The following is a 23,141-nucleotide window of genomic DNA, read 5'->3' on the forward strand; positions in this document are numbered from 1 at the left end:
CCCTCTCGACACCCAACGCAAGAACGATAACGATGATGGACCGCATGCCTATGGCCAGCTGGCTGGTGAACATGGACCTGACATTACGCGAGCAAATCGTCACCTACGGATTGAAGCTGGCACCGAGCGGACTGAGCCAGGGCACCTCGGGCAACCTCAGTGTTCGCTCCGGCGACGGCTTCCTGATCAGCCCCAGTGGCATGCCCTACGAGGAAATCGGTCCCGAGGACGTGGTCCAGGTTGCGCTGGACGGCAGTTACCGGCATCGGCTGCGCCCCTCCAGCGAGTGGCGGTTCCATCGCGATATCTACGCCGCCCGCCCGGACGTCCATGCCGTGGTCCATGCCCACCCGCCATATAGCACCGGGCTGGCGATCTGCCGGCTGGACATTCCTGCCGTGCATTACATGATCGCCATCAGCGGCGGTGATTCGATCCGTTGCTCGGATTACTACACCTATGGCACGCAAGAATTGTCCGACGCCGTGTTGCGGGCGCTGGAAGGGCGCTTCGCCTGCCTGATGGCCAATCACGGCATGATCGCGACCGGCGCCACCATGGAGCAGGCCATGTGGCGCGGCGTCGAAGTGGAAGCGCTGGCGCGCCAGTACACGCTGGCGCTGCAGGCCGGCAAGCCGGTTGTGCTGAGCGACGCGGAAGTCACGCAGGCGCTGGAAAAATTCGGCAACTATGGATTGATGGCGGCACGCTCCGCCTCAGCCTGAGGCCACCGGGAGAGAACCGCCATGTCCGATGCCAGCCATGTGCTGCTTTGCTATTGCACCTGTCCCAATGCCGCCAGCGCGCAGCACCTGGCCAATGCCTTGGTCGGCGAATCACTGGCCGCCTGCGTGAGCCGCGTTCCCGGCATCCACTCGACCTATCGCTGGAAAGGCGAGGTCACCACAGACTCCGAGGAACTGCTGCTGATCAAGACCACCAGCGAGCAGTTCGAAGCCCTGAAGGAACGCCTGCTGGCCCTGCATCCCTACGAACTGCCGGAATTGATCGCCGTGCCGGTGGAGCTCGGCCATGGCGCCTACCTGGACTGGGTGCGCGGCGCGGGCTCGGCTCCTTCAGTGCCATAACCCTTGGCGAGCGATTGGACCGATGGATTTTGCCGGATCTGGACCTGTCGCCAGGCCGGTGAGGCGCCTAGGATGCGGGCACCACTCACTGTGAATCCAAGGCGTGCCGCATGATCGATCTCTACTTCGCCGCCACCCCCAACGGGCTGAAGACCAAGCTGTTCCTCGAGGAAGCGCAATTGCCCTATCGCGTGCTGCCGGTGAGCCTGGGCAAGGGCGAGCAGTTCGCGCCGGCGTTCCTTGCCATTTCGCCCAACAACAAGATTCCGGCCATCGTCGATCACGCCCCGGCGGGTGGCGGGGCACCGGTAACGCTATTCGAATCGGGCGCGATCCTGCTGTATCTGGCCGAGAAGATCGGCCGCTATCTTCCTTCGGACACCCACGGCCGCGCCGAGGTGCTGCAATGGCTGTTCTGGCAGATGGCGGGGCTGGGACCGATGGCCGGGCAGATTGGCCATTTCAATGTCCATGCGCCTGAAAAAGTACCGTATGCGATCGACCGCTACACGCGCGAGACCAGTCGGCTCTACGGCGTGCTCGATCGGCGGCTGGCCGACCGCGCGTTCGTGGCGGGCGAATTGTCGATTGCCGATATCGCCTGCTATCCATGGATCGTGCCGCATGCGGCACATGGCCAGGATCTGGACGCCTTTCCCCACCTCAAGCGCTGGTTCGAGAGCATGGCCTCGAGGCCGGCCACGCTTCGTACTTACGAAGGCGTTGCGAATGTCTATGCGCCACAGCAGCCGGCCATGTCGGAACAAGAGCGGCGCGTGCTGTTCGGCCAGGACGGAAACCCCGCGACGCGCGCATAGCGCGTGCGGACGACAACGGTCGCGACCACGCTGCTGACAGGTTCTGTCACTCCCGTCCACTAAGGTTCTCGCCAGCCTTCCGGAATCTATCCGCCATGAAGAAATCCGATGTCGCCGTCTTGCTGTGGCTAGGTGCCTTGTGGGGTGCGTCGTTCCTGTTCATGCGCATGGGCGCGGCTCAATTCGGCAGCCTGCCGCTGGCCGGGATGCGGGCAATCGGTGCGGCCATCTGTTCGATCCCGTTGCTTGCCTCGCGTCAGCGCCTGGCGGAAATGTGCGCGAACGGGTGGCCGATCATCCTGATCGGGCTCAGCAATTCAGCGTTGCCGTTCGTGTTGTTTTCCTACGCGGCCCAGAGCTTGCCGTCGGGTTTGTCGGCCATCTTCGACGCGATCGCCCCATTGCTGGTGGCCGCGTCCGGCTGGCTGTGGCTGGGCGAACGTCTCGACGCGCCGCGCGCCGGCGGTTTGCTGATCGGCCTGGCCGGCGTCGTCTGGCTGATCGGCGGCAGCATGGGCCTCGGACATGGCGGCGCATCGTCCGGCTGGGCCATGGCAGCCTGCGTCGGCGCCAATGTCTGCTACACCTTCGGCGCGCATTACAGCCACCGGCGCATGCAAAGCGTTTCGCCGCTTACCGTAGCCATCGGCAGCCAAGTGGCCGCAGCCGTGATGCTGCTGCCTTTCACCGTGTGGCTGTGGCCCGCGCGGATGCCGACCCCGCAGGCGTGGTTCGCCATGTTCGGGCTGGCCGCTGCCTGCACCTCGCTCGCCTACGTGCTGTTCTATCGCTTGCTGGCCCGCATCGGTTCGTCGCGCGCCATGACCGTGCTGTATCTGATTCCGGTATTCGGCGTTGCCTGGGGTGCGATGTTCCTGGGCGAAAAAATCACGCTGGCGATGGCGGGCGGCTGTGCGGTCATCCTGCTCGGCGTGGCGCTGGCCACCGGCATGGTGCGCCCTCGTGCCGTCGTGCCCGCACGGATCGCGGCGGAAAAAACTTAGGGGTCTGTTCGGGCATTGCAAGCCAGCTGGGCCATAATTCCTCCCTTCGCGCTTGCGCGACCCCAAGCTGGAGCCGGAATGTACTCGTTCCATCATCGCCGCGCGGCCGCCTGGCTGCTGGTCCTGTTCACCGTGCTGCTTGGCGTACCGGCATTGTCGTGCGCACAGGACACCAGCAATCTGCTGCCGGTTACCGAGGCCTACAAACTCACCGCCGATAGCAGCATGCCCGGCGTGGTGAAACTGCACTGGACGATCGCGCAAGACTATTACCTCTATCGCGGCCGCATGAATTTCAAGGGCGGCGAAGGCGTCAGCCTGGGCACGGCGCAACTTCCCGACGGCGAGAAGCACGATGATCCGTATCTCGGTCCGGTGGAGACGTATCACCACCGCATCGACGCAGTCATTCCCTATACGCTCGCGCCCGGCACCACCAGGCTCGCGCTCAGCGTGCGTTACCAGGGTTGCCATGAAACCGATCCGAAGATTTGCTATCCACCGCATACCGAGCAACTGGATCTGCCGCTACCGGCTGGAACTATTCCAGCCAACAACAAGCTGAGCGCATTGCTCGATGCGCATGCGCAGGCACTCGGCGAAAGCAGCGGCGCGGCGTTGCCGGCGGAACAGGCCTTTCCGTTCGATGCCATCGCGCAGGATGCACACCATCTGCTGCTGCGCTGGAGCTTGCCGAAAGGCTATTACTTGTATCGCGACCAGACCACGCTGTCGCTCAAGCATGCGCCGCAACTTTCGCTGACACCCAACTGGCCGGTCGGCACCCTGCATCGGGATGCGCACTTCGGCAACACCACCGTGTATTTCGGCGAACTGACCTTGCCGGTCACGCTGAACGGTGATGTATCCGGCCTGACATCGCTCGCGCTGGCCGCCAGTTTCCAAGGCTGCCAGGATGGCGGCCTGTGCTATCCGCTGATGACCCGCGATGTACGTATCGAGCTTGCCGGCGGCAGCGCGGCAACCAGCGAGGCGGCGCCCGATCCGGCGCCCGAAATGCCGCCCCCCGGAATCAAGGACGGCTCATTCGATGTAAGCCTTGGGTATGCGTTGCTGCTCGCGCTCGGCGGCGGACTGGTGCTGAACCTGATGCCGTGTGTCTTGCCGGTGTTATCGATCAAGGCCATCGGATTGCTGGAAAGCGGAGAAAATCCGGCGCGCCGCCGCCTGCATGCGCTGATGTACACGGCCGGCGTGCTGATCAGTTTCGTCGTGCTCGGTGCGATCGTTATTGCGCTTAAGACCGCCTGGGGCGCGCAACTGCAAAGTCCATTGGTGATTGCGCTGCTGGCGCTGGTGATGTTGGCGGTGGCGCTTTCGATGTCGGGCGTGGTGCAGTTCGGCGCGTCCCTGGGCAACACGGGCAGTGCGCTGGCCAGCCGCAGCGGCCCGCTCGGTGATTTTTTTACCGGGGTCTTGGCCGTGGTCGTGGCGAGCCCGTGCACCGCCCCTTTTATGGGCACCGCGCTGGCATACGCCCTGGTCGCGCCGCTGTTGAGCGCCCTCTCGGTGTTCCTTGCATTGGGCCTGGGCCTGGCGCTGCCGTTCCTTGCGGTGGGCCTGGTGCCCGCCTTGTCGCGCTGGTTGCCGCGCCCCGGCCGCTGGATGGAGACGTTGAAGGAAGTACTGGCCTTTCCGATGTACCTGACGGCCGCGTGGCTGGCCTGGGTGCTGGCGCATCAACGCGGCGCCGACGCGGTGGGCCTGTTGCTGGTCGCCGCCGTGCTCCTGGCCATGACCCTGTGGTGGTTCGAGCGCAGCCGTGGACATGGCTTGCCCAGCCGCGGACTGGCGGTCCTGCTGGCGTTGCTGACGCTGCTGCCGCTGTATGGCCTGACGACCTTGCCGGCAGCGCCGCTTGCCGGCGGCGACGATGGCACCATCGCCTATTCGCCGGCCAAGCTGGCCGAACTGCGCAAGGCCGGCACGCCGATCTTCGTCGACATGACTGCCGACTGGTGCGTCACCTGCAAGGCCAACGAACACGCCGTACTCAGCGGCGCCAGCTTCCAGGCGCTGCTCAAGCGCACCGGCACCGTCTATATGAAAGGCGACTGGACTGACGTGAATCCCACCATTTCGGCCTTCCTGCAGCAATACCACTCGCCGGGCGTACCGCTGTATGTGGTGTTCCCGAAACATGGCGGTCCAGGCCGCCAGTTGCCGACCGTGCTGACGTCATCGCTGGTAGAAGAAGCCTTGACCGAGGCGGCGAAATAATGGCCATTCATGTGGCTCGCACCTTTCCTGCAACGGGCGAACAGCGCGAGATGAAGATGGACTCGCAGCCATGTTGAGCCGCAGCAATCTATTCATTCTCGGCCTCGCCCTCGCCGTTGCCGCCGCGGGCGGCTGGTTGCAGCATGCAAGCCGGCTGGCGCGCGTGCCTGCCGGCGTTCGCGTTGCTGGCGTCGGCGATGTTCGTCCGGACCTCGCCTTGCTCGATCCGCAAGGGCACGAACGTCGCCTGTCCGAATTCCATGGCAAGCGGACACTCATCAACTTTTGGGCCAGCTGGTGCGTACCGTGCCTGGCCGAGATGCCGGCACTGAACGCGGCGCAGCGCAAATTCGGCGATCAAGGGGCGATCGTGCTGGGTATCGCCATGGATGAACCATCGCGTATGCGTGCCTACCTGACTGCGCATCCGACCGCCTACCCTGTGCTGGTCGGCCGGCTGGAATCGCCCAGCACGTCCCTGCGCCTGGGCGACGTCGATGAAGTACTGCCTTTCAGCGTGCTGCTGGATGGGAACGGCCGGGTCCTGGCGACCCAGCGCGGCCCGCTCGGCAAAGCACAGCTGGCGCGCTGGCTTTCTCCGGCAAGCGCGCCCTGACGCGGTTTCGTGCCTACATACGTTGACGCACGGTGCAGGCGCCACTTCTCCGCCAAACATCGCCGAACTGCGCCGAACTGGACAATATTCGCAGCACCGCGCACACTGCGCGGATTCCGAGGCGCCCGGGGGCGGCCTGGAGCCAATCATGGCAAAGCTGCTGGTCCTGCACGGACCCAACCTCAACCTGCTGGGTGTGCGCGAACCGGATATCTACGGCCGGGAGACGCTGGCCGACATTAACAGCCAGCTTGCGCAGCGCGCCCAGGGCGCGGGCCATGAGCTGGCCTGGTACCAGTCCAACGCCGAGCATGAGCTGATCGGCCGCATCCACCAGGCGCGCGACGAGCGGATCGCATACATCCTGATCAATCCCGGCGCTTTCACCCATACCAGCGTCGCCTTGCGCGACGCGCTGGCCGCGGTAGCCATCCCGTTCACCGAAGTGCATATGAGCAACGTGCATGCCCGCGAGCCGTTCCGTCGCCATTCCTATTTGTCGGATCTGGCGGTAGGCGTGATCTGCGGTTTCGGCAGCGATAGCTACCGGCTGGCGCTGGATGCCGCCATCGCCAAACTTGAACCGAAGCCTGCCGGCTAGTTCATCAATACCAGTTCTTTTCACCTGATGGCCACCAAGCTGATGGCCCCCAGACCCTAAGAAGGCAAGCCCTATGGATCTGCGCAAGATCAAAAAACTGATTGACCTGCTCGAGGAATCCAACCTCGCCGAACTGGAAATCAAGGAGGGCGAGGAAGTCGTCCGCCTCTCGCGCGTACCCAAGGGCGGCGTTACCGTCGCTGCCGCGGCGCCCGTGCTGGCACCCGCCCCGGCAGCTGCCGCACCGGTCGCCGCCGAACCGGCCAGCAACCTGCCGGCCGGGCACGTGGTGAAAGCACCGATGGTCGGAACCTTCTACGCATCCGCCAGTCCCGGCGCGCCGGCGTTCGTGAAAGTCGGCCAGCAGGTCAAGGCTGGCGAGACCCTGGGCATCATCGAAGCGATGAAAATGTTCAACCAGATCGAAGCGGACGTGGGCGGTACCGTGCAAGCCATCCTGGTCGACAACGGCCAGCCGGTCGAATTCGACCAACCCATGTTCGTGATTGCCTGAGCGACCTTACGACTATGCAGAAGCTCGAAAAGGTCGTCATCGCCAATCGCGGCGAGATCGCGCTGCGCGTACTGCGCGCATGCAACAGCCTGGGCATCAAGACCGTCGCCGTGCATTCCACCGCGGACCGCAACCTGAAGCATGTCGGTCTGGCGGACGAAGCGATCTGCATCGGCCCCGCGCCTTCGGCCGAAAGCTATCTCAATATCCCGCGCATCATCGCGGCCGCGGAAATCACCGACGCCAACGCCATCCATCCCGGCTACGGCTTCCTGTCCGAACGTGCCGATTTTGCCGAGCAGGTGGAGCAGTCCGGTTTCATCTTCATCGGCCCGACCGCCGACGTGATCCGCCTGATGGGCGACAAGGTGGAGGCGATCCGCGCCATGAAGGCCGCGGGCGTGCCGTGCGTGCCCGGCTCCGGCGGCCCGCTCGGCGACAACGTCGAAGAGAACATGCGCATCGCGCGCGAGATCGGCTATCCGGTGATCATCAAGGCGGCCGGCGGCGGCGGCGGACGCGGCATGCGCGTGGTGCGCACCGAAGCGCACCTGGGCAATGCCGTCACCATGACCAAGCAGGAAGCCAAGGCGGCGTTCGGCAACGATCAGGTCTACATGGAGAAATTCCTGGAAAATCCGCGCCACGTGGAAATCCAGGTGCTCGCCGACGGACAGGGACAAGCCATCCACCTGGGCGAACGCGACTGCTCGATGCAGCGCCGTCACCAGAAAGTGGTGGAAGAAGCGCCCGCGCCAGGCATCACGCCGGAACTGCGCGCGCAGATCGGCAAGGTCTGCGTGGATGCCTGCCTGCGCATCGGCTATCGCGGCGCGGGCACGTTCGAGTTCCTGTTCGAGAACGGCCAGTTCTATTTCATCGAGATGAATACGCGCATCCAGGTCGAGCATCCGGTGACCGAACTGATTACTGGCGTGGACCTGGTCCGCGAACAGCTGTTGATCGCTGCCGGCGAAAAATTGTCGATCCGGCAGGAACACATCAAGATCAATGGTCACGCGATCGAATGCCGCATCAACGCGGAAGATCCCGACACCTTCATGCCCTCGCCCGGCACGGTAAAGCGCTTCGAGGCTCCCGGCGGCCCCGGCGTGCGCGTCGACACGCATCTGTACGACGGCTACAAGATTCCGCCGAACTACGATTCGATGATCGGCAAGCTGATCGTGCACGGGCCGGACCGCGAAACCGCGATCGCCCGCATGCGCCTGGCGCTCGCCGAGACGGTGATCGAAGGCGTGAAGTGCAATATCCCGCTGCAGCAGCGCATCATGTCCGACGTTGGCTTCCAGCAAGGCGGGCAGAACATCCACTATCTGGAAAAACGCATGGCGGAACATAAAGAACATCCGCATGGCGGCCATTGAGCAACATGCCTTTCGCGTTCGCCTCCTTTCTCCGCAGAAGGGAGGACGAGGGCGAGAGGCAGGCATGCGGCAACGGCTCTCGAAGCCAGTTCGCCTGAACCTTATCGCCGGCTTGGCTGCTCAGCCCTTCCGCTCTCGAAGGCGAGCGCGAAAATCGCGGTGAATCTTCGCTTCTCGGACTCGATATGCCCTGGCTCGAACTCTCCCTGATCGTCCGCGCCGAACAGCAGCCTCGCGCGGAAGAAGCGCTGGACGACCTCGGCGCACTGTCGATCACGCTACAGGACGCCGACGCGGAAACGCCGGACGAACAAGCTATTTTCGAGCCCGGCGTGGGCGAGTTGCCGCTATGGCCGACGATCACCCTGAACGCGCTGTTCGAGGCCCACACCGATCGCCGGGGCTTGGCCGAGGCATTGGGCGACCTGCTGCCCTGGCTGGAACCGGACCAACTGAGCTTTCGTGACGTCGCCGACGAGGATTGGGAACGCGCCTGGATGGATCAATTCAAGCCGATGCCGTTCGGGCGCAGGCTGTGGATCTATCCATGGAACATCGAGCCGCCGGAAGACGACAGCGTGATCGTGCGCCTGGATCCCGGCCTGGCCTTCGGCAGCGGCACGCATCCGACCACCGCGCTGTGCCTGGAATGGCTCGATGGCCTCCAGCTCGCAGGCCAGCGCGTGATCGACTACGGTTGCGGCTCGGGCATCCTGGCTATCGCCGCGCTCAAGCTGGGCGCCGCGTTGGCGATGGGCGTGGATAACGATCCGCAGGCGCTCACCGCTTCCGCCGATAACGCCGAGCGCAACCAGGTCGCCGATCGGCTGGCGCTGTTCCTGCCCGAGGATTTCGCGGGCGAACCGGCCGATGTGTTTGTCGCCAATATCCTGGCCGGCCCGCTGGGCGAACTGGCGCCCGCGTTCGCGGCCGCGGCCAGGCCCGGCGCACCGTTTGCCATCTCCGGCATCCTGCAAGGCCAACACGACGAACTGCTCGCACGCTACCGCGAATGGTTCGAGGGCTTGCGCGTGGATAGCCGCGAGGACTGGGTGCGCATCAGCGGGTATCGCAACGCCAACCCGGCCGCCTGAAAGCTGAGAGGCAGCCGCCTTCTTGCGCGGGGTGATTCGAAGTACGCTTCGACCCAGGCTCGTTCGCACTGAGCCGACCCGCTGCCACTCCCTGTTTCGCCCCTGAACGCGCAAGCGCACACGAAGACGCGAATGCAAAGAGCCATTCTCACGCATGTATACGCAGTGCCCTGAATGCCTGTCCGTGTTTTCGGTGGACGCGCGCACGCTTGCGCAGGCGCACGGCTTTGTCATGTGTGGATATTGCGGCGCGGGCTTCGACTGCATCGCCACGCTGGCGGATCAACTGCCGGCCGAACCTTTCATCGAACTGCCTTCGCACGAACCTGGCGTGGAACCGCCGCATATCGAGCTGGTGGTGTACCGGCCGCCATCGAAAACCGTCGCGCCGCCCGCCGAAGAACAGCCTGCGCCGGAGCTGCGCGATGACTTCGCCGACCTGGTCGTCACACCCCGTTTCGCACGCGACCGGCGTACCGACCGTGCCCGCCGCTGGCCGTGGATCGCCGCATGCCTGTTGCTGTTGCTGGGCCTTGCCGCGCAGCTTGCGTGGGCCTTGCGCGACAGCCTGGTCGCCGACGCTACCACCGGAGCCTTGCTGCGACAGGCCTGTGCCGCGCTGTCATGCCAACTGCCGCCGGTACGCGATATCGAACAGCTTCGATGGCTGGCACGCGACGTGCAAACACATCCTGCGGTACCCGGTGCGCTGCTGATCAGCGCGACGCTGCGCAACGATGCATCCTTCACGCAGCCATGGCCGGTGGTGGTCATTCGCCTGTCCGACGGCGACGGCAAAGTGATCGCCATGCGCAGACTCAACCCCGAGGAATACCTCGACGATACGGATGCGTTGCACCGCGGTCTTGCAGCCGGTGCGAGCACGGCACTGGTCTTCGAAGTGGAGGATCCGGGCCATCGCGCCGTCGCCTTCGACCTCGGCTTTGAATAAGCCACGCGCACAAGTCGCGCTTAGTCCCTGTTCGGCATGGGCTTATGATTTTCCGGCCCGAAGGCTCTTAATTTTGTCCCCGGCGGCGAGTACACTCGGTCCCCTCGCGCAGACAAAGCGCGACTTTCGATCCGCCGCACACGCGGTAACTGCCATAAACAGGGTGACGGCCCATGCAGCCGTTGCGTAAGTACGTGAGGGGAATGTTCTTGAACGCCGTCAGACTGCCTGTCAACGAGGCCATTCGCGAAACCTCGTCACAGAGCGCACTGAGTGAATGCGTCAGTCGCACCGTGCGCCGCTATCTTGCGGACATCGGCGACACCCCGTGCGACGAAGGTCTGCACGCACTGGTGATTCGCGAAGTCGAGGGTCCGCTGCTGCGCGAAGTACTGGCGTTCCACGACGGCAACCAGAGCCGCGCCGCGGCCGTACTCGGCATCAACCGCGCCACGCTGCGCAAGAAGCTTGCCGCCCACGGCCTGCTGTGAAGCATCGCCAGCCTCGCGCCGTCACACTCGTTTAGCCGTCCAAACAGTTTCCTTTCGGGCCACGGCAGCGCCTGCGGCGCCGCGCTATAATGCACGGCTTTACCGCTCCGGAAGCCGCCATGTCCGCACCCGCCATCACTCCCATTCGCCGCGCCCTGGTCAGCGTTTCGGACAAGACCGGGCTGGTCGAACTCGGACGACGCCTGGTCGCGGCCGGAGCTGAACTGCTTTCCACCGGGGGCAGCGCCAAAGCGCTGCGCGATGCGGGCATCGCGGTCAAGGACGTCAGCGACGTCACCGGCTTTCCGGAGATCATGGACGGCCGCGTGAAAACCCTGCACCCGAAGGTGCATGGCGGCCTGCTCGGCCGGCGCGGTACCGACGACGCCGTGATGGCGGAACTGGGCATTGCGCCCATCGACCTGCTGGTGCTGAACCTCTACCCCTTCGAAGCCACCGTGGCGAAGCCCGGTTGCACGCTGGAGCAGGCGATCGAGAACATCGATATCGGCGGTCCGGCCATGCTGCGTTCGGCCGCGAAAAACTGGAACGACGTCGGCGTGCTCACCGCGCCCGACCAGTACGAGGACGCACTTGCCGAAATCGAACAGCATGGCGGCCTCAGCCGCGCGACACGTTTCAGGCTCTCGGTCGCCGCCTTCAATCGTGTATCGAATTACGATGGCGCGATCAGCGATTACTTGTCCGGCCTGCAGCTCAATGACGCACAGGATGCCATCGCCAGCCATGACGCCTTCCCCGGCCAAACCAATGGCCGTTTCGTAAAATTGATGGATCTGCGCTACGGCGAAAACCCGCATCAGCAGGCTGCGTTCTATCGCGACCTGCATCCGGAACCCGGCACGCTCGCCACCTTCCGCCAGTTGCAGGGCAAGGAGCTGTCGTTCAACAACATCGCCGATTCCGATGCCGCGTGGGAATGCGTGCGCAGCTTCAGCAAGCCGGCCTGCGTGATCGTCAAGCATGCCAACCCGTGTGGGGTCGCCGTGAGCCTCGACGGCATCGGCCGCGCCTACGATCTTGCCTACCAGACCGACCCCACTTCCGCCTTCGGCGGCATTATCGCCTTCAACCGCGAGGTGGATGGCGCCACGGCACGCGCGATTGTCGAGCGCCAGTTCGTGGAAGTGGTGCTGGCACCCGGCTATGCCGATGACGCGCTGAAGGCATTCGCCAAAAAGACCAATGTGCGCGTGTTGCAGATTCCGCCGCCGGCGCATGGCGACCTCAGCCGCGCGCACCCAGGCAACGATTCGCGCCGCATCGGCTCGGGCCTGCTGATCCAGACCGCCGACCGCGGCATGGTGACGGCGGACGACCTGAAGATCGTCACCCGCCGCGCACCGACCGAAGCGCAGGTCCATGACCTGATCTTTGCCTGGAAGGTCGCCAAATACGTCAAGAGCAATGCCATCGTCTACGCGCGCGATCGCCAGACCATCGGCATCGGCGCCGGCCAGATGAGCCGCGTCTATAGCGCGCGCATTGCCGGCATCAAGGCCGCCGACGAGAAACTGGAAGTACGCGGTTCGGTCATGGCATCGGATGCCTTCTTTCCGTTCCGCGACGGCATCGATGCGGCCGCTGCCGCCGGTATCAGCGCCGTGATCCAGCCGGGCGGTTCGATGCGCGATGCCGAAGTGATCGCCGCTGCCGACGAACACGACATGGCGATGATGTTCACCGGCATGCGCCACTTCCGCCACTAGACTTCGCATCGCGCACCGCGTCCTGCGGTGCGCACTTGATAAATCAGTCGACGGTTGCGCTGTCCACCGTGGCCGCCACTTCGTACTTGTCGGCGCGTTCCGCATAGCGGCGCGCCAACACCGCGCACGTCATCAGCTGCATCTGATGGAACAGCATCAGCGGCAACACGATCATGCCCAGGGCGTGCGCGGGAAACAGCACGTTCGCCATCGGCACGCCACTGGCAAGGCTTTTCTTTGAACCGCAGAACACGATGGTGATCTCGTCCTTGCGATCGAAACCAAGCGCCCGCGATCCGTAGCGCGTTACCAGCAGCGCCGCGGCAAGCAATACCGCATTGACGACCAGCAGGCCGCCCAGCACCGATAGCGGCAATTGCTTCCACAAGCCTTGCAGCACCGCCGCGCTGAACGCGGTGTACACCACCAGCAGGATCGAACCCTGGTCGACCAGCCCGACCAGCGGGCGATGACGCTGCACCCAGCCGCCGAGCCAGCGCTGTGCCACCTGTCCGGCCACGAACGGCACGAACAATTGCAGCACGATTTCGCCTACCGAGTGCCATGACATCGCGCCCTGCCCGTGCGCTTGCAATACCAGCCCCGTCAGCAAAGGCGTCACCACGATGCCAATCAAGCTGGACGCCGACGCGGAGCAGACCGCCGCCGATACATTGCCGCGCGCGATCGAGGTAAAGGCAATCGACGATTGCACCGTCGAAGGCAAGGTGCACAGGAACAGGATGCCGACATACAGCGCGGGCGTAACCAGCGGCGTCAGCACCGGCTTCAGCAGCATGCCCAGCAGCGGGAACAGCACGAAAGTGCTGGCGAGCACGGTGATGTGCAGCCGCCAGTTGGTCAGGCCCGCCACCACGGCTTCGCGCGACAACTTGGCGCCGTGCAGGAAAAACAACAGCGCGATCGCCAGCTTGGTCAGCCATTCGAACACGTCGGCGGCCGCGCCGCGGCACGGCAACAAACTGGCGCCGATCACCGTGGCGATCAGGCAAAGCGTGAAGTTATCCGGCAGCAAGCGGCGCACTGGCATGGCGAAAAGGCGTAGGGAAGCGGGGATGCGCGCTATTTCACGCCTCGCCTATTGATAAATCAAATCACTTTATTGTATGCATTGATGCCATATGAGCATGAATATCAGCCTGCGCCAGCTACGTGCCTTCCTCGCCGTGGCGCGACAGCGCCATTTCCGGCGCGCGGCGGAGCACTTGCATCTGAGCCAGCCGGCCGTGAGCCGGCATATCGCCGACCTCGAAGCCGAGCTGGGTGTGCGCCTGTTCGATCGCAGCACCCGCGAAGTGGTCCCCACCGAGGCCGGGCGCTATCTGGAAAGCGCGATCGAGCGCGTGCTCGACGAATTGGAGGGCGTGCTGGGGCACCTTCATTCGGAGGGCGAGCGGCGGCGCGGCAAGATCCGCATCGCTTCGGTACCGACCTTGTCCGCCGGGCTGATGCCAGCGTGCATCGCCGACTGCGCGCGCGAATATCCCGAACTGACCATCCAGTTGCACGATCAGGCGCAAACGCTGGTACTGGACAGTGTGCGCGGCGGCGAAGTGGATTTCGGCATCGCCATCGATCCGCCGGAAAGCGGCGATTTCGATGCCGAAACCATCATGCGCGATCCGTTCTGCCTGGCCTGCCGCCCGGATCACCCGCTGGCGCGGCAAAAGAGCGTGTCGTGGAAAAAGCTGCAAGGACAACCGCTGATCCTGCTGGATTATTCCTCCGGCAGCCGGCGCCTGATCGATCACGCTTTGCTCAAGTACGGTGTCGATCCGCACGTAGTGCAGCAGACCGGCCATACCCATACCGCTTTCCGCATGGTCGAGGCCGGGCTGGGCGTCACCATTACGCCGGCGTTGTCGTCACCGCCCTCCACGCTCGCCATACGGCCGCTGACCCCTGCCGAACAGCGCGCCGTCACCTTGATCCATCGCCGCCAACGCTCGTTGTCACCGCTGGCAGCCCTGGTGTGGAACCGCCTGCGCGAACTGGCGAAGACCGGTACGCTCACGCCGCATTGAACGCGGGGTTCCTAAGCTAAAGCGTCATCCGGCGGAGCTGCCAGCATGCGCTACGAGCTTTATTACTGGACGGGCATCCAGGGCCGCGGCGAATTCGTCCGGCTCGCGCTGGAAGATGCGGGCGCCGATTACATCGATGTCGCCCGCAAGCGCGGCGATAAAGCGATCATGCCGTTCCTGCACGGCAAGCAGGAAGGCGCATTGCCTTTCGCCCCGCCTTTCCTCAAGGCCGGCCGCCTGGTGATTGCGCAAACCTCGATCATCCTGGCTTATCTCGGCCCACGCCTGGGCCTGGTTCCGGGTGGACAGTCCGCCGAGATCTACGCGCAGCAATTGCAATTGACGATTGCCGATTTCGTAGCGGAGATTCACGACACGCATCACCCTATCGCCAGCAGCCAATATTACAAAGACCAGCGCGCGGCTGCGCGCAAGCGAACGCAGGCATTCCGCGATGAACGCCTGCCCAAATTCCTCGGTTACTTCGAGCAGGTGCTCGAACGCGGCAACGGCCAGCGAGCGCTCTCGCGTCATTCGTATGTGGACTTGTCGCTGTTCCAGCTGATCAGTGGACTGGACTACGCCTTTCCCAATGCCATGCGTCGTCTGCAAACGCGCACCAGGCGCCTGCGGGCGCTTGCCCAGCGTATCGATGAACGGCCGAATATCGCCGCGTACCTGGCATCGCCACGACGCATCCCGTTCAACGAAGATGGCATCTTTCGCCACTATCCCGAACTGGACCCGACAGCGTGATCGCTTTTCCTTGCAAGGAAGAAAGCCGCCGGGCAGTCAAAACAAGGCGATCACCAGCGAACCGGCCACGATCAGCGAGCCGCCGATCAGCACCGGCCAAGCAGGCTTCTCGCCCAGCACCAGCAAACCGAGCACGATCACTATCGCAACACTGAGCTTGTCGATGGGCGCCACCTTGCTGATCGGGCCCAGTTGCAACGCGCGGTAGTAGCACAACCATGAAAGGCCGGTGGCGATACCGGAAAGCACCAGGAACATCCAGCTATGCCACGGCAAGCCCGAAGGCCTGGCCCATTCCGAGCGCACGCTGAGGATGCCTGCCGTGACCGCCAGGATCACCAGCGTGCGGATAAAGGTGGCGAGATTGGAATTGATCCCCGCCACGCCCAACTTGCCGAACAACGCCGTCAGCGCCGCGAAGAATGCCGATCCGAGGGCAAACAACAGCCAGCTTTCGCGCAGGTTCATCGTGTGCCGACCCAAGCGTGGCGAATCGGAAGCCGTAACGCGCACCAACAGAAAACAGCGTTTTCCTGCGGGTGCTTTACGTTGCGGCCCATGCGGGGAAGAAGGTCAGGACCCGTCGCCTTCCGCCGACGATGACGACGCCGGCTTGCTACCGCCCCACTGCATGATCTTGTACATCACCGGCTTCACCGGCGGCTGTCCATGCGGATCGAGCATGTGGCCGTCCGCATCGACGTTGTAGATCTGCTGCGGACCGTGCTGGGGCGTTACCACCACCATGTAGACGCGGCCGTTCTGGCGATATTCCTGGATGGTGTTCTCGCCCTCCTGGCGCACCGACACCTCCGGCGGCGGCTGGCCGTTGGCGTCATGGCCGGCCGGCGCGCCGGGCAGCTTGGGCGCTGGAATGGGCTTGCCGGGCAACTGGCTGGGTTCGAGTTCGGCTGGCGTCGACGCGGGCGCGGCTGAACTGGCCGACATCGGCTCCCTGGATGGATTGACCCCGGGATCGTCCATCCCCGGCGGTGGCGGCACGGGCGCGAAATGCGGTGCCGCGGTCGAGGAGGAGGAGGTCTGCGCAACGACCGGCGAAGCGGCCAGGACAGACAGGACGAACAGGCAGGCGGCTTGTTTCATGGAGGGCACCTTTTTGGGGGCAAGCATAGCAGCGGCGAGGCGTAGAACGGATCAAGGAACGTAAAGACCGCGCCGCCCCAAGTCCCTGCGCATGCTCGCGCGCAAGCGCCCCCAAAGCATGGAGCACGCCATGCGAGCGCCGCACCGGCGCTTGTTTCGCCGCTTTTTGCGCGCTCCCCTATAAACTCCCGCCATGCCAAACCTTACGCTTATCGACGGTTCGTCCTATCTCTATCGTGCCTTCCACGCGCTGCCGCCCTTGAGCAACGCCAATGGCGAGCCCACCGGCGCGCTGTTCGGCGTGGTCAACATGTTGCGTACCACGCTCAAGGCGCGACCCGATTACGTGGCTTTCGTCAGCGATGCATCGGGGCCGACCTTCCGCAATGCGATGTACGACAAATACAAGGCCAATCGCCCGCCGATGCCGGACGAATTGCGCGCGCAGATCGAGCCGATGCTGGCAATCGTCGGCGCCCTGGGTTTTCCCATCCTGCGCGTCAACGGCGTGGAAGCGGACGACGTGATCGGCACGCTGGCCCTTGAGGCGCACGAACATGGCATCGACGTGCTGATTTCCACCGGCGATAAGGATCTCGCGCAGCTGGTGCGTCCCGGCATCACGCTAATCAACACCATGACCAACACCACCATGGACGATGCCGCGGTGGTAGAGAAATTCGGCGTGACGCCCGCGCAGATCATCGACTTCCTCAGCCTGACCGGCGATACGGTGGACAACGTGCCGGGCGTGACCAAGTGCGGCCCCAAGACCGCGGCGAAATGGCTGGCCGAATACGGTTCGCTCGATGGCGTGATCGCCAACGCCGGCAAAGTCGGCGGCAAGATCGGCGAATACCTGCGCGAGGCACTGCCGACGCTGCCACTGTCGCGCCAGCTGGTGACCATCAAGACCGACGTGTCGCTGGATGTCACCGTGCAACAGCTGATGCTGCGCGAACGCGACGTCGAAGCACTGCGCGAACTGTTTACGCGCTATGGATTCAAGGCGGCGCTGAAGGAACTGGACGAGGGCGCGGCCGGCACCACGCTGGCGGAAACCGGCATCGGCCGCCAAGGCCAAGCCATCGCGCCGCAAACCTCCGCGGCCGTTTTGCCGGAACCCAAACCGCAGGCGCCGGCCCTGGCCGCTGCATACGAACTGGTCACCACGCAGGTGCAATTCGAACAATGGCTGGTGCGCCTGCACGATGCGCCCTTGATCGCCTTCGACACCGAAACCACCAGCCTGGACGCGATGCAGGCGCACATCGTCGGCATCAGCCTGTCCGTGCAACCCGGCCAGGCCTGCTACATTCCGTTGGCGCACGATTATCCCGGCGCGCCCACGCAGCTGCCGCGCGAAGAAGTGCTCGCCGCGCTCAAGCCGATCCTCGAAGATCCGGCCCGTCCCAAGGTCGGCCAGCACGCCAAGTACGACATGAATATCCTGTCGCACTACGGCATTGCGGTGCAGGGCCTGCAGCAGGACACCATGCTCGAATCCTACGTGTGGAACGCCACCGCCACACGCCACGACATGGATTCGCTGGCAAAGAAGTACCTCGGCTACGACACCGTCAAATACGAGGAAGTGGCCGGCAAGGGGGCCAAGCAGATCTCGTTCTCGCAGGTGGACCTGGAAACAGCCTGCCGTTACGCCGCCGAAGATGCCGACATTACCTTGCGCCTGCACCATGCCTTGTGGCCGCTGCTGGAAGGGCAGCCGGCGTTGCGCAAGGTCTACGAAGAGATCGAAATACCGCTGGTACCGGTGCTCGCCGGCATGGAACAGCGCGGCGTACTGATCGACGTGGGCGAGCTGCGCAAGCAGAGCCAGCAGTTGGGCAAGCGCATGCACGAGCTGCAGCAGGAAGCCTGGCAAGCGGCGGGCCATGAATTCAATCTCGATTCGCCCAAGCAATTGCAGGCAATCCTGTTCGACGAACTCGGCTTGCCGGCAAAGCTGAAGACCCCGACCGGACAACCGTCGACCAACGAAGAAGCACTCGAGGCCATCGCCGACCAGCACGCCCTGCCGCGCCTGATCCTCGATTACCGCGGACTGGCCAAGCTGCGCTCGACCTATACCGAGAAACTCGCCGAGATCGTCAATCCCCGCACCGGGCGCGTGCACACCAGCTATCACCAGGGCGCGGTGGCAACCGGGCGCATTTCCTCCGCCGACCCGAACCTGCAGAACATTCCGGTGCGCACCGAAGAAGGCCGGCGCATCCGCCAGGCGTTCATCGCGCCGGAAGAATGGCGGGTGCTGGCGGCGGACTATTCGCAGATCGAGCTGCGCATCATGGCGCATCTCTCGGGCGACGAAGGCTTGGTGCGCGCATTCCAGGAGGGCGGCGACGTCCATCGCGCCACCGCGGCCGAGGTGTTCGGCCTGGAGCCCGAAGCGGTGTCCGCCAACCAACGCCGCGCCGCCAAGGCGATCAACTTCGGGCTGATGTACGGCATGAGCGCCTTCGGCCTGGCGCGCCAGCTCGGCGTCGATCGCGGCGAAGCCAGCGATTACATGGCGCGTTACTTCTCGCGCTATCCGGGCGTGCACGCCTTCATGGAAGCCACGCGCGAACGCGCGCATCGCGACGGCTATGTCCAGACGCTGTTCGGCCGGCGCCTTTACCTGGATAACCTCAGCGCGCGCAACCAGGCCCTGCGCGCCGGCGCCGAGCGCGCCGCGGTCAACGCGCCGATGCAGGGCACGGCCGCGGACATCATCAAGCGCGCGATGATTGCCGTGGCCGCCTGGCTGAAGGGTCGCGACGATGCCCACATGCTGATGCAGGTGCACGACGAACTGGTCTTCGAAGTCCGCGCCGACGCCGTCGATACCGTGCGCGAGGCGATCCGCGCGCGCATGGCCGGTGCCGCGGAGTTGCGCGTGCCGCTCATCGTCGATATCGGCGTGGGCAAGAATTGGGACGAGGCGCACTAGGGATGCTCTGATCCATGCTACGCAGGCGGCATGATGTCCAGAAGGCTTGCAGAGTGTGTTGTGCGGCGCCGGGAAGACTGGCCGTCTTGCCAAGCCGCGCGGCGCACTTTGCGAGCCTTCTGGGCATCACCCCATCGCTTTAAATTCAACATGTCGGGGCCAGCTCTGTCTGTCCGCATCCCTGCGGTCCATCGTCTCGACAGACAGCCAGTCTGCCTTCCTCGCTCCTCAAAGCCGGGTACACGCTATTTCCATAGCTCGCGGCCATGCCCATAATGGCGCATCAGGCAAGGGGAGCCAGGGATGACATGGCGCGGCATGCAGGTGCTGGTAGTCGTAGGGGGCTTGGGCTGGTTGACCGCGTCGCGATGCGCTGAAACGCCGCCGCCCATACCGGTGGCGGATTTCGCCAGGCATTCGCTGTACGGCGTGCCAAGCATGTCGCCGAATGGCGAATACCTGGCCGTCTCTGTCCATGACGAAGCCGATGCCGCCGAAGACGACAAATATGAGGTCGGCGTATTCCATCTGCCGGACATGAAGCCGGTCAGCCGCATGGACATGCCGCGGAAGACGATGCCGGCCCAGATCGCATGGGTCAGCAATACCCGGCTGATCGTGATACCCGCGCTCCAGTTGGGCTGGCTCGACGAACCACAGCGCACGGGCGACTTTTTTACCGTCGACTATGACGGCCGCAACCAGCGGAGCATGAACAACCTTTTGCGGGCGGCCCAAGCACACGGCCTGCCCATCGGCCCCGGCGTATTCAGCGGCCTGCCGCCCAGGCCGAATGGGCATTTCTATTGGACGATACATAGCAATCCATCGGACAAAGTGAGCGAGGGAAGATCGGACCTCTACGACGTCGATGCCCAGACGGGTATCGCGGCATCACTCGGCGGCATCAACGACGACGGCATGCAGTTGTTCGCCCACGACGACCTCGCCCGCATTGCCTATGGCATCGATGACCAGAACAAGGAAGTGCTGTTCGAACGCGACAGCAAGGATCAACCATGGCGCAAGCTTGATGTCCACGCGCGCAGCATGATCCCGTTGCAGATCAGCGACGATGGCACGCGCGTCTATTGGCAATACAGCGTCGACGGCGGTCCGTATGCGCTGGCGGAAAGCAACTTCGATCTTTCGGGCCTGAAGATCCTGGCGTCGGACAGTTTCGGTTCGGTGGGCGAGGTGATGTGGACGCCCTACCCACGCAAGCCCTTCGCAGTCACGATCGACACCGGTCATCCGAAAACCATCTACCTCGATGACGACACCAGCGCCACCATCCATAAAGCGCTGAGCGAGCAGTTCCCCGGCCTGCTGCTCCGCTTTGCCGCCATGAGCGATGACGGCACGCGCGTGCTGGTGCAGGCCGACAGCGACCGGGATCCTGGGTTGTACGCGCTGTTCACGCTCAACCCGGTGAGCTTCACGCCCTTGTTCAAGATGGCGCCGTGGATCGATCCCGCACGGATGGCGCCGCGCACGCCGATCCGTTTCGCGAACACCGAAGGCACCATCCTGGATGGCTATCTCACCCTGCCCTCCAGCGCCGGCAAGCTACCGCTGGTGCTGATTCCGCACGGCGGGCCGATCGGCCTGCGCGACAGGTGGGATTACGACGCCTGGGCGCAATTCCTGGCCAGCCGTGGCTATGCCGTGCTGCAGGTCAACTATCGCGGCTCGTCTGGGCGCGGGCCGGCCTTCCAGCTCGCCGGCTACCGGCAATTCGGCACGGGGATCCAGCAGGATTTGCTCGACGGCGTGCGCTGGGCGGTGGCGCAGGGCTACGCGGACAAGGACCGCGTCTGCATTTTCGGCGCCAGCTTCGGCGGCTATTCGGCCTTGATGGCGCCGATCCGCGCACCGGGAATGTTCAAGTGCGCGATCGATTTTGCCGGGATCAGCGATTTTGCGATCGAGCAGGACAAAAGCGACATCGAGCACACCGAGCGCGGACGCAATTACCTCCATCAGGCGCTCGGCATGGACACCACCCAGATCAAGGCGATTTCGCCGCTCTACCATCTCGACCAGTTCAATGTGCCCGTGCTGATCGTGCATGGCGAGGAGGATCCGCGGGTGCCCCTGAAAAACGCCACCAAACTGCGCGATGCCTTGCAGAAGTCCGGCAAGCCTTACGAATGGCTGGTAAAGCCCAAGGAGCTGCACGGTTTCTACAGCGAAACCGACAACACCGATTTCCTGCAACACCTGCAAACCTTTTTAGGCAAATATCTGGGACAGAGTCCGGCCGATTCAGATGAATCGCGGCTGACCAATTCGGGACTTTAGTTCCGCCGGCTGCAACTTTCAGGCTGGATCGCTTTCCAACCTATCGGATGCACGCAACGGCATCCCCCGGCACCCACCTCCCTGGGTTGCCAAACCGGAATCGGACCTCTCCCCTGGGTTCCGCTTCCACCGGCCCCGAGAGCTCCCCCTAAGCTCTCGGGGCTTTTTCTTGCCCTGCGTCAGGACAGATGACAGGCCAACCGTTAGGATGGCGTTATGGAGCGGCTGCCGCCCGCCGTTCGTCCACATGAGTTCCTGCGCAGTGCAGATCAAAGGGAAAGCCACTTCGTTCGATATCGCCCATCTCACGGGGGTGTCGCAATCCACGGTCTCGCGCGCCCTGCGCGGTAGCCCGCTGGTGAGCGAGGAAACGCGCCAGCGCATCAAGGCGGCGGCGGACCAGCTCAACTACAAGGTGGACAAAAACGCCTCGAACCTGCGCTCGCAGCATTCGGGCACGCTCGCCTTGCTGTTGTTCGAAGATCCCACCGCGGACGATTCGCACATCAACCCGTTCTTCCTGTCCATGCTCGGCTCGATCACCCGCGCCTGCGCGCTGCGTGGCTTCGACCTGCTGATTTCGTTCCAGCAGTTGTCCTACGACTGGCATGCGGACTACGCCGATACCAAGAAAGCCGACGGCATCATCCTGCTCGGTTACGGCGATTACCTGGCCTACCTCGACAAATTGCAGAAACTGGCCGCGCAAGGCACGCGCTCGGTACGCTGGGGCGCGGTGCTGCCGGACCAGCCGGACGTTTCCATCGGCTGCGACAACTTCCAGGGCGGCCATGCCGTGGCCGCGCATTTGCTGGAACGGGGCTGCCGGCGCATTGCCTTCCTGGGCGATGCTTCAAGCCATTACCCCGAATTCTTCGGCCGCTACCGCGGTTATGCCGCGGCGCTGGAAGAAGGCGGCGTGCAGGCGGATAGCGCCTTGCAGGTCGATGCCGCCGAAAGCACCGAACAGGCCGGCTATACGGCGCTGGAACAACTGCTGGAACGCCGCGTGCCGTTCGACGCGGTGTTCGCCGCCAGCGACCTGATCGCCATCGGCGCCATGCGCGCCCTGGCCGACCACGACATCAAAGTGCCCGAACAGGTCGCCGTGGCCGGTTTCGACGATATCCCGATGGCCCGTTTCCTCAATCCGCCGCTGACTACCGTATTGCAGGACACCAAGCTGGCGGGCGAAACACTGGTCGACAACCTGCTGCGGCTGATCCGCAACGAGCCGGTGGAAACGCGCCTGTTGCCGGTGAAACTGGTCGTGCGCCGGTCGAGCCAGTTCTGCCCCGCCAGCGTTCAACGCTGAGCACTCGCCGCCTGCTGCGCGCGCGCGCCACGTCCACGGGCAAACCGATCCTGTTGCCTGACCGAGATCGGTGCCGCTGGGATCCGTTGTTGATCCGTCGCGGCCTTGCCGCGCTCGAACGCATCGA

At 64.1% G+C, this 23,141-nt stretch carries 21 protein-coding genes; 18 read left to right on the forward strand and 3 right to left on the reverse strand.

Features of this window, described 5'->3' with window-relative positions; genetic code table 11:
* Positions 1-44: 44 nt before the first annotated feature.
* The 13 genes from ISP15_RS06160 (at position 45) to purH (ending at position 12,537) form a co-directional block, all read left to right on the forward strand.
* The gene (locus ISP15_RS06160; RefSeq protein WP_404546159.1) at positions 45-725 is read left to right on the forward strand and encodes a class II aldolase/adducin family protein; all 681 of its coding nucleotides are present in this window, start codon (positions 45-47) and stop codon (positions 723-725) included.
* A gap of 21 nt (positions 726-746) precedes the next feature.
* Entirely contained in the window at positions 747-1,088 is a 342-nt protein-coding gene (cutA, locus tag ISP15_RS06165) for a divalent-cation tolerance protein CutA (RefSeq protein WP_404546161.1), read from the forward strand.
* 110 nt (positions 1,089-1,198) lie between these two features.
* Positions 1,199-1,906 carry a glutathione binding-like protein gene (locus ISP15_RS06170; RefSeq protein ID WP_404546163.1) on the forward strand — a complete coding sequence of 236 codons (708 nt, stop codon included), beginning with the start codon at positions 1,199-1,201 and terminating at the stop codon, positions 1,904-1,906.
* 95 nt (positions 1,907-2,001) lie between these two features.
* Positions 2,002-2,910, forward strand: a complete 909-nt coding sequence (locus ISP15_RS06175) for a DMT family transporter (protein WP_404546165.1) — start codon at positions 2,002-2,004, stop codon at positions 2,908-2,910.
* A gap of 78 nt (positions 2,911-2,988) precedes the next feature.
* Entirely contained in the window at positions 2,989-5,151 is a 2,163-nt protein-coding gene (locus ISP15_RS06180) for a protein-disulfide reductase DsbD family protein (protein WP_404546167.1), read from the forward strand.
* A gap of 70 nt (positions 5,152-5,221) precedes the next feature.
* A complete protein-coding gene (locus ISP15_RS06185; RefSeq protein WP_404546169.1) occupies positions 5,222-5,767 on the forward strand; it encodes a TlpA family protein disulfide reductase in 546 nt (181 codons plus the stop codon).
* Between the two features lie 148 nt (positions 5,768-5,915).
* Entirely contained in the window at positions 5,916-6,368 is a 453-nt protein-coding gene (gene aroQ / locus ISP15_RS06190) for a type II 3-dehydroquinate dehydratase (protein ID WP_404546171.1), read from the forward strand.
* A gap of 73 nt (positions 6,369-6,441) precedes the next feature.
* Positions 6,442-6,882: an acetyl-CoA carboxylase biotin carboxyl carrier protein gene (accB, locus tag ISP15_RS06195; RefSeq protein ID WP_404546173.1), complete on the forward strand. Its 441-nt coding sequence runs from the start codon at positions 6,442-6,444 to the stop codon at positions 6,880-6,882.
* Positions 6,883-6,896: 14 nt separating this feature from the next.
* On the forward strand, positions 6,897-8,270 hold the full coding sequence (accC, locus tag ISP15_RS06200) for an acetyl-CoA carboxylase biotin carboxylase subunit (RefSeq protein ID WP_404546174.1): 1,374 nt from the start codon (positions 6,897-6,899) through the stop codon (positions 8,268-8,270).
* Between the two features lie 185 nt (positions 8,271-8,455).
* Entirely contained in the window at positions 8,456-9,364 is a 909-nt protein-coding gene (gene prmA, locus ISP15_RS06205) for a 50S ribosomal protein L11 methyltransferase (protein WP_404546176.1), read from the forward strand.
* A gap of 154 nt (positions 9,365-9,518) precedes the next feature.
* A complete protein-coding gene (locus ISP15_RS06210) occupies positions 9,519-10,316 on the forward strand; it encodes a zinc-ribbon and DUF3426 domain-containing protein (protein WP_404546178.1) in 798 nt (265 codons plus the stop codon).
* A 203-nt stretch (positions 10,317-10,519) separates the two neighbouring features.
* Entirely contained in the window at positions 10,520-10,807 is a 288-nt protein-coding gene (locus tag ISP15_RS06215; RefSeq protein ID WP_404546356.1) for a helix-turn-helix domain-containing protein, read from the forward strand.
* Between the two features lie 119 nt (positions 10,808-10,926).
* Positions 10,927-12,537, forward strand: coding sequence for a bifunctional phosphoribosylaminoimidazolecarboxamide formyltransferase/IMP cyclohydrolase (gene purH / locus ISP15_RS06220; RefSeq protein ID WP_404546180.1), 1,611 nt, complete (start codon positions 10,927-10,929; stop codon positions 12,535-12,537).
* Positions 12,538-12,580: 43 nt separating this feature from the next.
* Here the strand turns inward: purH and ISP15_RS06225 are convergent, their stop codons facing one another.
* Complete coding sequence (locus ISP15_RS06225; RefSeq protein ID WP_404546182.1) at positions 12,581-13,588, reverse strand: bile acid:sodium symporter family protein; 1,008 nt, start codon at positions 13,586-13,588, stop codon at positions 12,581-12,583.
* Between the two features lie 91 nt (positions 13,589-13,679).
* On the opposite strand from ISP15_RS06225, the gene ISP15_RS06230 reads away from it, so the two are divergent.
* Together ISP15_RS06230 and ISP15_RS06235 are read left to right on the forward strand one after the other, a co-directional pair.
* Positions 13,680-14,582: a LysR family transcriptional regulator gene (locus tag ISP15_RS06230; RefSeq protein WP_404546184.1), complete on the forward strand. Its 903-nt coding sequence runs from the start codon at positions 13,680-13,682 to the stop codon at positions 14,580-14,582.
* A 45-nt stretch (positions 14,583-14,627) separates the two neighbouring features.
* Positions 14,628-15,338: a glutathione S-transferase gene (locus ISP15_RS06235; RefSeq protein ID WP_404546186.1), complete on the forward strand. Its 711-nt coding sequence runs from the start codon at positions 14,628-14,630 to the stop codon at positions 15,336-15,338.
* A gap of 36 nt (positions 15,339-15,374) precedes the next feature.
* Here the strand turns inward: ISP15_RS06235 and ISP15_RS06240 are convergent, their stop codons facing one another.
* Together ISP15_RS06240 and ISP15_RS06245 are read right to left on the reverse strand one after the other, a co-directional pair.
* Positions 15,375-15,806 (reverse strand): EamA family transporter, encoded by a 432-nt coding sequence (locus ISP15_RS06240; RefSeq protein ID WP_404546188.1) that lies wholly within the window; start codon positions 15,804-15,806, stop codon positions 15,375-15,377.
* Positions 15,807-15,911: 105 nt separating this feature from the next.
* Positions 15,912-16,442 (reverse strand): DUF2782 domain-containing protein, encoded by a 531-nt coding sequence (locus tag ISP15_RS06245; RefSeq protein WP_404546189.1) that lies wholly within the window; start codon positions 16,440-16,442, stop codon positions 15,912-15,914.
* A 193-nt stretch (positions 16,443-16,635) separates the two neighbouring features.
* On the opposite strand from ISP15_RS06245, the gene polA reads away from it, so the two are divergent.
* From polA to ISP15_RS06260, 3 genes are all read left to right on the forward strand, one after another.
* Positions 16,636-19,395: a DNA polymerase I gene (polA, locus tag ISP15_RS06250; protein WP_404546191.1), complete on the forward strand. Its 2,760-nt coding sequence runs from the start codon at positions 16,636-16,638 to the stop codon at positions 19,393-19,395.
* A gap of 303 nt (positions 19,396-19,698) precedes the next feature.
* On the forward strand, positions 19,699-21,699 hold the full coding sequence (locus ISP15_RS06255) for an alpha/beta hydrolase family protein (RefSeq protein ID WP_404546193.1): 2,001 nt from the start codon (positions 19,699-19,701) through the stop codon (positions 21,697-21,699).
* A 247-nt stretch (positions 21,700-21,946) separates the two neighbouring features.
* On the forward strand, positions 21,947-23,014 hold the full coding sequence (locus ISP15_RS06260) for a LacI family DNA-binding transcriptional regulator (RefSeq protein ID WP_404546195.1): 1,068 nt from the start codon (positions 21,947-21,949) through the stop codon (positions 23,012-23,014).
* The last annotated feature ends 127 nt before the right edge of the window (positions 23,015-23,141 follow it).

It is taken from the genome of Dyella jejuensis (assembly GCF_044904675.1).
GTDB lineage: Bacteria > Pseudomonadota > Gammaproteobacteria > Xanthomonadales > Rhodanobacteraceae > Dyella_B > Dyella_B jejuensis.

What these genes read in the sequence shown, in the direction of transcription:
- ISP15_RS06170 (WP_404546163.1), top strand. Translation starts at nt 1,199, where the DNA reads ATGATCGATCTCTACTTCGCCGCCACCCCCAACGGGCTGAAGACCAAG.
- ISP15_RS06225 (WP_404546182.1), bottom strand. Translation starts at nt 13,588, where the DNA reads ATGCCAGTGCGCCGCTTGCTGCCGGATAACTTCACGCTTTGCCTGATC.
- accC (WP_404546174.1), top strand. Translation starts at nt 6,897, where the DNA reads ATGCAGAAGCTCGAAAAGGTCGTCATCGCCAATCGCGGCGAGATCGCG.
- prmA (WP_404546176.1), top strand. Translation starts at nt 8,456, where the DNA reads ATGCCCTGGCTCGAACTCTCCCTGATCGTCCGCGCCGAACAGCAGCCT.
- polA (WP_404546191.1), top strand. Translation starts at nt 16,636, where the DNA reads ATGCCAAACCTTACGCTTATCGACGGTTCGTCCTATCTCTATCGTGCC.
- ISP15_RS06215 (WP_404546356.1), top strand. Translation starts at nt 10,520, where the DNA reads ATGTTCTTGAACGCCGTCAGACTGCCTGTCAACGAGGCCATTCGCGAA.
- ISP15_RS06245 (WP_404546189.1), bottom strand. Translation starts at nt 16,442, where the DNA reads ATGAAACAAGCCGCCTGCCTGTTCGTCCTGTCTGTCCTGGCCGCTTCG.
- ISP15_RS06255 (WP_404546193.1), top strand. Translation starts at nt 19,699, where the DNA reads ATGACATGGCGCGGCATGCAGGTGCTGGTAGTCGTAGGGGGCTTGGGC.
- cutA (WP_404546161.1), top strand. Translation starts at nt 747, where the DNA reads ATGTCCGATGCCAGCCATGTGCTGCTTTGCTATTGCACCTGTCCCAAT.
- purH (WP_404546180.1), top strand. Translation starts at nt 10,927, where the DNA reads ATGTCCGCACCCGCCATCACTCCCATTCGCCGCGCCCTGGTCAGCGTT.
- ISP15_RS06230 (WP_404546184.1), top strand. Translation starts at nt 13,680, where the DNA reads ATGAGCATGAATATCAGCCTGCGCCAGCTACGTGCCTTCCTCGCCGTG.
- ISP15_RS06240 (WP_404546188.1), bottom strand. Translation starts at nt 15,806, where the DNA reads ATGAACCTGCGCGAAAGCTGGCTGTTGTTTGCCCTCGGATCGGCATTC.
- ISP15_RS06175 (WP_404546165.1), top strand. Translation starts at nt 2,002, where the DNA reads ATGAAGAAATCCGATGTCGCCGTCTTGCTGTGGCTAGGTGCCTTGTGG.
- ISP15_RS06180 (WP_404546167.1), top strand. Translation starts at nt 2,989, where the DNA reads ATGTACTCGTTCCATCATCGCCGCGCGGCCGCCTGGCTGCTGGTCCTG.
- ISP15_RS06210 (WP_404546178.1), top strand. Translation starts at nt 9,519, where the DNA reads ATGTATACGCAGTGCCCTGAATGCCTGTCCGTGTTTTCGGTGGACGCG.
- ISP15_RS06235 (WP_404546186.1), top strand. Translation starts at nt 14,628, where the DNA reads ATGCGCTACGAGCTTTATTACTGGACGGGCATCCAGGGCCGCGGCGAA.
- ISP15_RS06185 (WP_404546169.1), top strand. Translation starts at nt 5,222, where the DNA reads ATGTTGAGCCGCAGCAATCTATTCATTCTCGGCCTCGCCCTCGCCGTT.
- ISP15_RS06260 (WP_404546195.1), top strand. Translation starts at nt 21,947, where the DNA reads ATGAGTTCCTGCGCAGTGCAGATCAAAGGGAAAGCCACTTCGTTCGAT.
- ISP15_RS06160 (WP_404546159.1), top strand. Translation starts at nt 45, where the DNA reads ATGCCTATGGCCAGCTGGCTGGTGAACATGGACCTGACATTACGCGAG.
- accB (WP_404546173.1), top strand. Translation starts at nt 6,442, where the DNA reads ATGGATCTGCGCAAGATCAAAAAACTGATTGACCTGCTCGAGGAATCC.
- aroQ (WP_404546171.1), top strand. Translation starts at nt 5,916, where the DNA reads ATGGCAAAGCTGCTGGTCCTGCACGGACCCAACCTCAACCTGCTGGGT.